The organism is Flavobacterium glucosi, from assembly GCF_048286535.1.
In the GTDB taxonomy this organism is placed as follows: Bacteria; Bacteroidota; Bacteroidia; order Flavobacteriales; family Flavobacteriaceae; genus Flavobacterium.
In genome coordinates this window covers 152,867-164,708 of record NZ_JBLVPK010000006.1, presented here as the reverse complement: position 1 = coordinate 164,708, position 11,842 = coordinate 152,867, and the positions used below count along the sequence as shown (strand labels likewise).

At 31.5% G+C, this 11,842-nt stretch carries 9 protein-coding genes and 1 pseudogene; 5 read left to right on the top strand and 5 right to left on the bottom strand.

Going from position 1 to position 11,842, the window contains the following annotated elements:
* Window positions 1–24 precede the first annotated feature (24 nt).
* The 4 genes from ACNQGD_RS12435 to ACNQGD_RS12420 form a co-directional block, all read right to left on the bottom strand.
* Window positions 25–1,341, bottom strand: a complete 1,317-nt coding sequence (locus tag ACNQGD_RS12435) for an ammonium transporter (protein WP_417999510.1) — start codon at window positions 1,339–1,341, stop codon at window positions 25–27.
* A gap of 338 nt (window positions 1,342–1,679) precedes the next feature.
* Window positions 1,680–2,057 carry a PH domain-containing protein gene (locus tag ACNQGD_RS12430; RefSeq protein WP_417999509.1) on the bottom strand — a complete coding sequence of 126 codons (378 nt, stop codon included), beginning with the start codon at window positions 2,055–2,057 and terminating at the stop codon, window positions 1,680–1,682.
* A 7-nt stretch (window positions 2,058–2,064) separates the two neighbouring features.
* A complete protein-coding gene (locus tag ACNQGD_RS12425; RefSeq protein WP_417972556.1) occupies window positions 2,065–3,369 on the bottom strand; it encodes an amidohydrolase family protein in 1,305 nt (434 codons plus the stop codon).
* Between the two features lie 73 nt (window positions 3,370–3,442).
* Entirely contained in the window at window positions 3,443–6,439 is a 2,997-nt protein-coding gene (locus ACNQGD_RS12420; protein WP_417999508.1) for an amidohydrolase family protein, read from the bottom strand.
* A gap of 229 nt (window positions 6,440–6,668) precedes the next feature.
* On the opposite strand from ACNQGD_RS12420, the pseudogene ACNQGD_RS12415 reads away from it, so the two are divergent.
* The 4 genes and pseudogenes from ACNQGD_RS12415 to ACNQGD_RS12400 form a co-directional block, all read left to right on the top strand.
* A pseudogene (locus ACNQGD_RS12415) lies at window positions 6,669–7,268 on the top strand (magnesium chelatase domain-containing protein); the annotation flags it as partial.
* 569 nt (window positions 7,269–7,837) lie between these two features.
* Window positions 7,838–8,299, top strand: a complete 462-nt coding sequence (locus ACNQGD_RS12410) for a LexA family protein (RefSeq protein WP_417999507.1) — start codon at window positions 7,838–7,840, stop codon at window positions 8,297–8,299.
* Between the two features lie 2 nt (window positions 8,300–8,301).
* Window positions 8,302–9,561 carry a Y-family DNA polymerase gene (locus ACNQGD_RS12405; RefSeq protein WP_417999506.1) on the top strand — a complete coding sequence of 420 codons (1,260 nt, stop codon included), beginning with the start codon at window positions 8,302–8,304 and terminating at the stop codon, window positions 9,559–9,561.
* A gap of 2 nt (window positions 9,562–9,563) precedes the next feature.
* Complete coding sequence (locus ACNQGD_RS12400; protein ID WP_417999505.1) at window positions 9,564–10,193, top strand: SOS response-associated peptidase; 630 nt, start codon at window positions 9,564–9,566, stop codon at window positions 10,191–10,193.
* 300 nt (window positions 10,194–10,493) lie between these two features.
* On the opposite strand, the gene ACNQGD_RS12395 is transcribed toward ACNQGD_RS12400, so the two are convergent.
* Window positions 10,494–10,841 carry a hypothetical protein gene (locus tag ACNQGD_RS12395; RefSeq protein ID WP_417999504.1) on the bottom strand — a complete coding sequence of 116 codons (348 nt, stop codon included), beginning with the start codon at window positions 10,839–10,841 and terminating at the stop codon, window positions 10,494–10,496.
* Between the two features lie 211 nt (window positions 10,842–11,052).
* Between ACNQGD_RS12395 and ACNQGD_RS12390 the strand changes: the two genes are divergently transcribed.
* Entirely contained in the window at window positions 11,053–11,499 is a 447-nt protein-coding gene (locus ACNQGD_RS12390) for a hypothetical protein (protein ID WP_417999503.1), read from the top strand.
* The last annotated feature ends 343 nt before the right edge of the window (window positions 11,500–11,842 follow it).

Sequence of the window (11,842 nt, the reverse complement as noted above, 5' to 3'; positions counted from 1 at the left end):
TTTTGATTTTATCTAAACATCAATTTACACAAACTCACCGTGTTGAGAAATATCTAAACCTAATTCTTCTTTTTCTTCACTTACTCTTAACGGAGTTATTTTGTTTACAATAAAGAAAAGGAAATAAGATGCTGAGAATGCAAATATTGAAACGATAATTAAAGCAGTTAATTGATTTAAAAATAAGGTAGCATCACCAAATATAAGTCCTTGATTATCTCCTACTGCTGCATTAACAGTTTTTGAAGCAAATACGCCGGTCAAAAGCATTCCAACCATTCCACCTACACCGTGACAGGCGAAAACGTCTAAAGCATCATCAATTTTTCCTTCATGAAAACTTCTAACCACTAAATTGCTCACAATACTGGCAAATATACCGATGAACATTGCATGTGGAATACTGACAAATCCTGCAGCAGGGGTAATTGCCACTAAACCTACAACCACACCAATACAAGCTCCCATCGCAGAAAGTTTATGTCCAAGAATTTTATCAAGAAATACCCAAGCCATTCCCGCAGCCGCAGCCGCTATGGTTGTCGTGCCAAGTGCTTGTACCGCTAATCCATTCGATCCTAGAGCAGATCCCGCATTAAAGCCAAACCATCCAAACCATAATAAGCCTGTACCTAATAATACATAAGTGATATGAGCAGGGGCTACTTTTTGAACTTTCCTTTTTCCTAAAAAAATAGCTCCGGCTAATGCAGCCCATCCAGCACTCATGTGAACTACAGTTCCACCGGCAAAATCCAATACACCCATTTTAAAGAAAATACCATCTGGATGCCACGTCATGTGTGCTAGTGGTGTATAAACAAGTAATATAAATAAAACCATAAATAATAAATAGGCCCAAAAACGAATTCGTTCTGCAAAAGCACCTGTTATTAAGGCAGGTGTAATGATTGCAAATTTTGCTTGAAATAGCGCAAACAACATAAAAGGGATTGTTGGAGCAAGACTCCAAGAAGTAGTGATGCCAACCCCTTGAAAAAATAAATTAGGTAGCGGATTACCAATTACTCCTCCTATTGTAGGGCCAAATGATAAACCAAAGGCGATAACGATCCATAAAACGGTAACAATTATCATAGCCATAAAACTTTGAAGCATGGTACTGATAACATTCTTTTTTCCTACCATTCCCCCGTAGAAAAAACCAAGGCCAGGTGTCATTATTAATACAAGTGCAGTAGCAACGATCATCCATGCTGTATCGCCAGTATCAAATTTTACAGCTTCTGTTGGAGCAGGACTGGCAATTATGAAATAATTTGAAAAAAGGGTTAATACCAAAATCGTGATTAATATCACACTTAAAATAATTTTTCGCATTGTTTTTTAGTTTTAAATTTCGATAAAAATATAAAATTGATTAACAATCCCCTTGAAAAGCATGAGTTAATGTTTAATTTTTGTCATTTTTTTAGTCTGGACCCTATTTAATTATGGGTATAATATTATTTAAAGTTAAAATTTACAATTTATTAAAGAAAGGTTAAGAGAAAATATCGTTTTAGGAGATTACAGCACAATAATTATAAGAATTTAGAGGTCTTATATTCGAATGGGTTTTATTTTTTCTACTAAAAGTTAAATAGCATTAAAAAAAATGCACCAACTGAAATGAATTCAATTGGTGCAATTATATTAAAGTTTAATAAATGATGTCTTTATTTTAAAAGATGTTGACTTAAAATTTTATACACCTCATTGATGTTATTCCCTCCTTTACCAAATTGTTTGACAATTGGTGTAGTATCATTATTTAACCAAATTTTTAATTCAGCATCCATATCTAATATTCCAGCACTCTCTTTAGAGAATTTTTTGATGCTGGAGTAGGGGATTGACATATAATCAACTTTGGTTCCAACCAATTGCTTTTCGACTAAAATCAATCTTTTATTGGTGAAAATAAACATATCACGAATAAGTTTGTATGCTTTTTCAATTATTTCTCCATCAATTAAGATTGGCTCAAATTCATTCCTAACATTTTCAATGTTAACTTCAGATGCATTGCCTAAGATGGCGTTAAATAGTCCCATTTTTAATTTATTTTTGATTGTATTTGGTTTTGTATCTGTCGTTCAGCTTTGTTTGATGGGTGTCCAGACTGATCATTCTACCTTGAATAAAAGCATTGGTCAATTTATTAGTTCTCATATCCAAAGCATCTCCTTCGGAAATAAATAGTGTAGCATCTTTTCCTTGCTCTAAGGTACCACATTGAGCGTCAATTCCTAGTATTTTAGCAGTATTTGATGTTATTAATTGCAAAGCTTGCTCTTTGTCTAGTCCATAAGCAGCACATGTTCCAGCTAAAAAAGGCAGGTTTCTAGTGTTCATTCTTTCATGGGCGCCGCTATTTTCTAAACCTACAACAACTCCTTTATCGGTCAATAATTTAGCTGATTTGTATGGTAAATCAATATCATGATCATCATTTTCAGGCATATCATGAACACGTCTAAGCAATACGCCAATATTGTTTTTTTGTAATAATTCAGCAGTTTTATAGGCTTCATATCCACCAACAATCACCATCTTCTTTACTCCATTTTCTTTGGCAAATTGCACGGCATCTATAATTTGTTTTTCTTCATTGGCATGAATATATAAAGTCTGGTTTCCATCAAATAACCCTTTAGTAGACTCTAAAACTAAATTTCGATCTTTTGAACTATCCCCTAAATATGCTTTGGCATTGGCTAAAAAAGAAGATAATTCTATAACTTGTTTTGCATAATCCTTATTGGTTTCAATGTTTCCTGGTTCAAATCGTGAACCACCTCTTCTAAAAGTAGCAGGGAAGTTTACATGAATTCCATCATTTTCTTTTAGCAACGCATCATTCCAGTTCCATGCATCCAGCTGAACAATTGATGAAGACCCAGAGACTGTTCCGCCACGAGGTGTAATTTGAGCCATTAAAATCCCGTTTGGTCGCACTGTTTCTATTACTTTAGAATCAGCGGTGTAAGCAATAATACTTCTAACATTGGGATTCATTGTTCCAATTTCGTCTTCATCATCAGAAGATTTCACGGCGTCAATTTCAACTAAACCCAATGTTGAATTAGGAGCAATAAATCCAGGATATACATGTTTTCCTGCGGCATTAATTGTAACATCATAGGCCCCTTCGGCTAATCGGATTACTCGAGCATCTGCAACTAAAGTAATTTTTCCGTCCACAAATCCTATGGCGCTGTTCTCAATTATTTGACCATTGCCTAAATGTGCTGTAGCATTAAGAATTAGTACAGACTTTGATTGCTTGGGAGCAGGTGTTTGTTGTGCTTTTGTAAGTATTGATAAACTAAATACCAATAGCAATAGATATGTTTTTTTACTCATCATATTTGTATTTTTTATTTGGAATTGCTTTGCCTCTTGGCAAAACCCTCGCAGTGAATTTTAGATTTTATTTTTATTCCTCTAAAGTATCACAGTGGTATTCTCTCTTTTCCGTTTTTTTAGGCTCTTGAGTGATCATTCCTTTATTCTTTTCTTGTAATAATTGACCAATCAATTCATTGCGTTCTTTAGCAATAGCGACTCTTTGTTCTACATCTTTTTGAAGATCATAATACACTACACCTTCGATTAACGTTTTTTCAGCTTTTGCATAAATAGATAACGGATTAGCGTTCCATAATACAATGTCAGCATCTTTACCTACTTTTATACTTCCTACTTTATCATCAATATGCAGTAGTTTAGCAGGATTCAGAGTTACAAATTTCCAAGCATCTTCTTCTGAAATATTACCATATTTTACTGCTTTTGCAGCTTCTTGATTCAATCTTCTTGACATTTCAGCATCATCCGAGTTGTAGGCTACTACAAGTCCTGCATTATGCATAATTGGTCCATTGAAAGGAATGGCGTCATTTACTTCAAATTTATAAGCCCACCAATCTGAGAAAGTGGAGGCTCCTACGCCGTGTTCTTTCATTTTATCGGCAACTTTATATCCTTCAAGAATATGGGTAAACGTATTTACTTTAAAATTAAATTTATCAGCTACATTCATCAACATCAAAATTTCAGATTGTACATAAGAATGACACGTAATAAAGCGCTCCTTATTTAATATCTCAGCTAATGTTTGCAGTTCTAAATCCACTCTAGGTGCTTTCCCTTTTGCTTTTTTACCAGAGGCATTGTAATTTTTCCAAGCAGCATCATATTCTTTAGCGCGTTGGAAGTAATCCGTAAAAACTTGTTCCACACCCATTCTGGTTTGAGGAAAACGAGTAGGATTAGTAATTCCCCAGTTGGCTTGTTTTACATTTTCTCCCAAGGCAAATTTGATAAATCCAGGTTGGTCTTTGTATAGCATTTCTTCTGCTGAAGCACCCCATTTCCATTTCACAATTGCTGAACGTCCGCCAATAGGGTTTGCTGAACCGTGTAATAATTGAGAAGTGGTAACTCCACCGGCTAAGTCTCTGTATATATTGATGTCTTCAGAATCTACTACATCTTGAATGGTTACTTCGGCACTGGAATTGTGTCCGCCTTCATTTACACCATTAGAAATTGCAATGTGAGAATGCTCATCAATAATTCCGCTGGTTAAATGTTTGCCTTTAGCATCAATAATAGTTGCTGAAGCGTCAGTAATATTTTTCCCAATAGATGCAATTTTTCCGTTTTTAACCAATACGTCAGTTTCTATTAAAATACCGTCTTTTTCATTGGTCCAAACGGTAGCATTTTTAAATAACAGTGTTTGTGTCGTTGGTTTTTTCAAATTACCATAAGCAACATTAGGGAATGTTGTAGGCATAATTGCATTGTTCTTTTCAATTTTTGAGGAATCAATAGCTTGTATAAAAGGAGCAGTTTTTACTGCAAACCATTTTACTTCATTTCCATTAAATAAAACCGCTTTTCCGGAAAGAGTCTGATTGTCTTCAACATATCCAATTAATCTTGTGAAACTGGTTTTTGTCGAATCAATAGGTTTGATTACCGTTGAAATCCAGTTATTGGTAAAAGTAAGTTTCGATTTTATTTTTTTGTTATCAACGGTTGTTATTTCAGATTTTGGTGCTAAAACTTCGCCATCAATCTTCCATTTGTATTTTTCAGAGTTAATGGTTAAATCGTAGTTACCACGAATATCTTTAATTGTAATATCGTTTATTACAAATTTGTTCCCTTGAACCCAGTTTTCATATAGTATTGTTTTTTCATTGAAAATCTCGCCGGATGCAATAATAAAATTGGCTAAACTTCCTGTTTTCAAACTTCCTATTTCATTGCTTTTTCCTAAAATTGAAGCGGGAATAGTTGTCAAAGCTTCTAATGCTTTCGTTTTATCAAATCCGTATTTAATGGCTCTTAATAGGTTTGGTCTAAAATCTTCCAATTTCTTTAACTTGTCTGTAGTCAAAGCGAAAATAATTCCATTATCGGATAAAATTTTAAGATTGGTTGGGGCTTGATTCCAAAAACGCAAATCTTTCAATTCCATTTGATTGGCAAGGTTTGGATCAGAAACATCATACGCTTCTGGGAAATTGATTGGAATAATAAATTTCGAATTTGTTTTTTTGATTTCTTCAATTCGTTCAAATTCATTTCCGTTTCCTTTCAAGATGTAATTTAAACCAAATTCTTTCGCTATTTTGGACGCTCTCAAACTGTTTAATTTGTCTTCAGAAGCAAATATTTGGACTAATTTTTCATTATTGGATAAGGCTTCTAAGGATAAATCTTTAGTTGTGGCGTTTCCTTTTTTGTACCAATCCAAATCTAAATACATCTGACGCAGTAATGCCATCATTCCCATCAATGAACTTGGATACGCTTGATTTGTTGTGGCACTTTTAGTAAACGCAAAATGGTTAGTCACTTTATCAGATAATAACTGGGTGCTTTTATCAAAATTATTCAAAGCAATCAGCGTTCCAGATCCGCGAGCAATTCCGTCAGGAACGTGAGTTCCCACAATACCAAATCCTGCTTTTAATAATTCTTCGGCTTTATGTTGGTCGTATTTAAAGCTCTCATATCCATTTACTTCTGAACGAATACTTTCATTCCAGTAATGTCCTGATTTTTTGGTGTCATATAAAGGATTTCTTTCCGTACTGTTAGTTCCTTTCGGATTTTCGATTCCAAAACTGGTGTACATATCAATAAATGAAGGATAAATTGATTTCCCGTCTAAGTTTATTGTCATGCAATTTTTAGGAATAGCGATGTTATTTCCTGCACTAATAACTTTTCCGTTTTGTATTAGTAATGTACCTTTTTCAATAATTTGTGTTGGTGTAACATAAATTTTTGCATTGGTGAAAGCGGTAAAATTGGTGTTTTTGTTTTGCACACTTTCATTATTTGGAAAGTATTCTTGTGCGTAGGTTTTGGGTAATAAAACACTGAAATAGAGTAGAAGTAAGATTTTTTTCATAGTATAGTTTCTAATTATTCTCTAAAAGTAAAAAAAGGAATATGTTAAGCATTATTTTTTTTGTTTTTAACATTTATTTTTTGAAGAAAAAAAACAAATTGGGACACTACACCCTATTATTTTAGTTTTTAGACATAAATAGCTACGATTCTGCATCATTTTTAAATTTTGTAGGAATAAGTATAATAATTAAAAATGTTTAGCTAATTTTAGAATCAAATAAGTAAATATGTTAGTTAAAATTTTTGGAAGTGCTGTTTTTGGAGTGGAGGCCACGACAATTACCGTAGAGGTAAATATTGACAAAGGGATTGGTTATCATTTAGTTGGTTTGCCAGATAATGCTATTAAGGAGAGCAGTTACAGGATTGCGGCGGCTCTCAAAAATAACGGATACGCGATGCCTGGTAAAAAAATCACCATCAATATGGCTCCAGCTGATTTGCGTAAAGAAGGTTCTGCTTATGACTTGACTTTAACCATTGGAATTCTAGTCGCTTCGGGTCAAATAAAAGCTGAGGAGGTAGACAGGTACATCATTATGGGAGAACTTTCCCTGGATGGCAGCCTTCAACCGATACGAGGTGCTTTGCCCATTGCCATTAAAGCCAAAGAGGAAGGATTTAAAGGTTTTTTTCTCCCGAAACAAAATGTAAAAGAGGCCGCGATTGTTAGTGGATTAAATGTATACGGAATTGAAAATGTACAAGAAGTTATTGATTTTTTTGAGGGAAAAGGAACGCTGGAACCAACAACAATTGACACCAGAGCCGAATTCTATAAAGATTTAGATTTCCCTGAATTTGATTTTTCGGATGTCAAAGGACAGATATAAATGATTATAAATAGCTAACAAGCAAATACTTAGTTAATATAATAAATAAATTGTACAACAAACGTATAACAATAGTAAAAATATAAGATGAATAAGGAATCAAAAATGATGTATAAAATAATTATGTTTGTTGCGGTAATCGTTATTTTAATCCAGCTAATGATGTTATATAAAAAACTGGATTTGTTTAATATGTGACAATAAAATAATATTTTAAAATTGATAACCAGTTAATTATGAAGTTTTTTTTTATGTTGGTTTCAATATTATTGTTCAATTTATCAAACCATACTGATGATGTTTACATATGTGTTAGTAAGACCGCCAGTAAATATCACTATTCTAAAAGTTGTAGAGGTTTAAGTGCTTGCACACATACTATTTCAATAGTACCATTAGATGATGCTAAAAAAAGTGGTTACAGTTTATGTGGTTGGGAAGATTAAATATTTAATAAATAATTTTATTAAAAGGTATCAATTCAATTTATCAACATTAACTTTTTAATATCTATTTCAAATTTTCATTTTGAGTAACTTTGTATTCTCAAAATGAAATTGAAAATGAAAGTAAGAAATATTGATAATGTGACGCTTGAATTTTTATCATCGGATTTGACTTCAATAAATGAAGTCCCTTTTTTTGACTATGGCATTTCTGCTGGATTTCCATCACCAGCGGATGACTTCCAAGAGCTTAAAATCAGTTTTGATAAAGAAGTATTTGGAACATCACCATCAACTATATTTTGTGCCAGAGTTAGCGGTTCATCAATGGAAGGTGCGGGTATTTCTAATAATGATATTATTGCTGTTGATAGGCTACTAGAACCAGAAGATGGTGATATTGCAGTTTGCCTTATTTATGATGAATTTACACTTAAACGATTACGGGTTGAAAAAGATTGTGTTTGGTTAATACCAGAAAATGATAATTACAAACCAATCCAAATAACAGATAATGAATCATTTCAAATCTGGGGTATTGTAATTAATACTCTGAAATACCACCGTAAAAGAAAATAGCTATGTATGCTTTAATTGATTGCAATAACTTTTATGCTAGTTGTGAACGGGTGTTCAAACCCAGTCTAAGAAATAAACCAATTGTTGTTTTAAGTAACAATGATGGGTGTGTTGTTGCTCGGTCAAATGAAAGTAAAGCTTTAGGTGTTAAAATGGGTGTGCCAATTTTTCAAATTAGTGATTTAATTAGGCAACATGATATTGTTGTTTGTTCATCTAATTATACACTTTATGGTGACTTATCAAACAGGGTAATGACCTTGATAAAAGAGTTCTCACCAGATGTTGAAGTTTATTCAATTGATGAAGCATTTTTAAAGTTTAATGGGTTTAAGTATTTTGATTTTAATCAGATTGGTTTGGAAATGCACCGTATAGTAAAAAAAGGGGTAGGCATACCAATTTCAGTTGGTTTTGCTCCGACTAAAGCATTAGCAAAGGTTGCCAATAAGATTGCAAAGAAGTATCCAGAACGCACACAAAACTACTACATAATTGATAGTGAAGAAAAGAGAATTAAAGCCCTTAAATGGACTGAAATTGAAGATGTTTGGGGTATAGGTAGACAGTTTTCTAAAAGACTTCAATCAGTTGGTGTTACCAATGCTTACCAATTCACACAATTAAGTGATTCTTACGTTATCAAATATTTTACGGTTGTTGGTTTACGTCTTAAAAAAGACTTAGAAGGTGTGCCAACAATAAATTTTGAAGATATTAAACCTAAACAAAACATTGCAACAACACGAAGTTTTGATGTAATGATGAAAACGCAAGATGAATTGCGTGAACGTGTTTCAACATTTGCTTCATTAGCTTCTGTTAAGTTAAGAAATCAAAAAAGTAATTGTGAATTGATTCAAGTTTTTATTTACACAAATAGATTTAGACTAGATTTACCACAGTATAGCGGTTATAAAACCGTGAAATTACCATTTCCAACGTCATCAACATTTGAATTAAATAAATACGCTCAAATGGCTTTAAATTCCATTTACAAAGAAGGATATAGTTACAAAAAGGCTGGTGTTATTTTGATGGGAATTAGTCAAGATGAAACCCAGCAATTAAGTATGTTTGAATATGAAAATCCAAAACATAAAGTGTTGATGAATGTATTGGATAAAATGAATATTAAGTTGGGTGATAAAGTTAAATTTGGTGGACAAGATTTAAAAAGAAAATGGAAAATGAAACAAGAAAGTTTATCACCATGTTATTCAACTAATTTAAAAGATATAATAACTATTAACTGTAAATAGATATGTGTTTTTTTACTCAACAAGTAGCATTATTTAATGAAGTTGAAACAAGATTATCTGCTAGGGTTGATAATCGAGAAAAGTTTGTAAAATCTGATTTTGTTAACGGATTTAGTTATCCTAACCTACCAGTAATAATTGATGATAAACCAAATATTATTTTTACAAATTTTACTTGGGGTTTAATACCTTCTTGGGCTAAAGATGATGAAATTAGGAAAAACACACTTAATGCCCGTATAGAAACTGTTGAAGAAAAGCCATCGTTTAAAAACAGTATAAATGATAGATGTTTAGTCATTATAACTGGTTATTTTGAATGGCATTGGAACGATTCAAAAGGTAAGGAAAAAGAAAAGTATATTATAAATTCACAAGAAGATGAAATTTTTTGTTTGGCGGGGTTATACTCAAATTGGGAAAATATAGCAACAGGCGAATTATTACATACATATACTATCTTAACAACTGAAGCTGATAAAACTATGCAGTATGTGCATAACCACAAAAAAAGAATGCCAGTTATGCTTAAAAAAATAGATGAAAAAAAGTGGTTGGATGATTCTATTTCAATTAAAGATTTTGCTTACCCTAACTACCAGCCAAATTTAATAGCGTTTAAAACACAGTGACAATGGACTATTTCAAGGTACTAACAAATGATGATTTTAAAGCTTATTTTTTGAAAAATTTAAATTGTTTGAAATAATTAACTCAATATATTTATCCAAATGAGATGTTGGAAGGAAATTGTGTTGTTGATGCTCATATTATTAGATTTCAAGAAATATTAAGTGATTATATTTTAAACATTTTGGCTGGAAATGATAATATATCTACTGAAAAGATAAATGAATTATTTAATGTTAAAAGGAAAGAATTAATTCCAATTTTATCTGCTGATATTTAAATTTATTTTAGTAAAGTTAATGTTACGATAATAGACCTTCGTTAATATAAATTTCTATATCTTTTTCATCAATAATAATTTGACCAATTTCATTGTTATTCAAAAGTTTGAACAATAAGTTAATTGTATTATCTTCATTTAGTATAATATAATCTATTGCATCAGCTGTAAAATGGAATGTTAGAAAAGTTGAATTATCAAGTTTTGCTTGCATTTCTTCATCAATGTAATCTATGCTGTTATCCAGTTCAACCCCAAAATAATCAATGTTGGTTAGATTGGCAGAAATTAATTCTTTTGTGAACTCAATTATATTAGTTGCTGGAATTTCAATTTTTGGCGTGGTCAGTATGATTGTGTGTTGTGTCATTATTTCTAATTTTTAAATTTCGTTTTATAAAAGTAATAAAAAAAGCTAATCAATTATGATTAGCCTATATTAGTTACTCTTCCTCTAAATTTTCTTTATTTCAAATTTAAAGTTTCCGATTTCAATTGTTAAATTTTGATTGGCATGTTAAACATTATCACTGCTGATATCCAATCTATTAATATAGTTTTATTCATAAAAACTATAAATCATGAAAAATTTAAATCAACAAAAATTTGATTTCACATTACTACTAAATGATAAAATCATTTGCCAACGGAATTTTGACATAGGGGATTATAATCATAATTGCAGAGAATCAATAGAAATTAAAGAAATGATTTCAGAGGTAATAATGATAATTGAAAACCAACTAAAAGATAAAAGTTTAGATTATCTGTGGGAATCATATAATCCATTTACACCGAAAATTATCCCCCAAATTGCCTCTAAAAACATAAAAAGAGACCTCTTTAAATTAAATATTAACATGAATTCAAAAATTGTGGTAAGCGGTTGTTTTGATGGTAAAAAATATCCACCAAAAATCAGATACAGAGTTGATATAAAACCAATAGTCCCAATATTAATTGATACAATAAGGCTTTATGCCAGTAATAAAATGGATTATAATTTCATAACCAATTTTCAATTTTAATTAATATCAAAAAATAATGAAGCCGCTCCTAGAGCGGCTTCTTAAAATTTAAAGTTTACTACAATGACTGCATAGAGGTTTTCCACCTGTTCCAGATTGCAAATTTTCTTTTTCAATATTGTTACCTTCTGTACAACTGCTGTTGTTGTGATGAACAGTTTGTTTTTTACTGTAGAATGTTGAAATTTTAGCCATTTTTTAATACGGTTTATTGATTAATAATAATTAAAAGTACACATAATAAATTATTAAAAATCAATAAGTTATAATTAGTTATTGACAACTTATCTTACAAGATTATTTTAATTTTCTGTTTTTTATGCTCCAGAGTTAATTCTGAAGT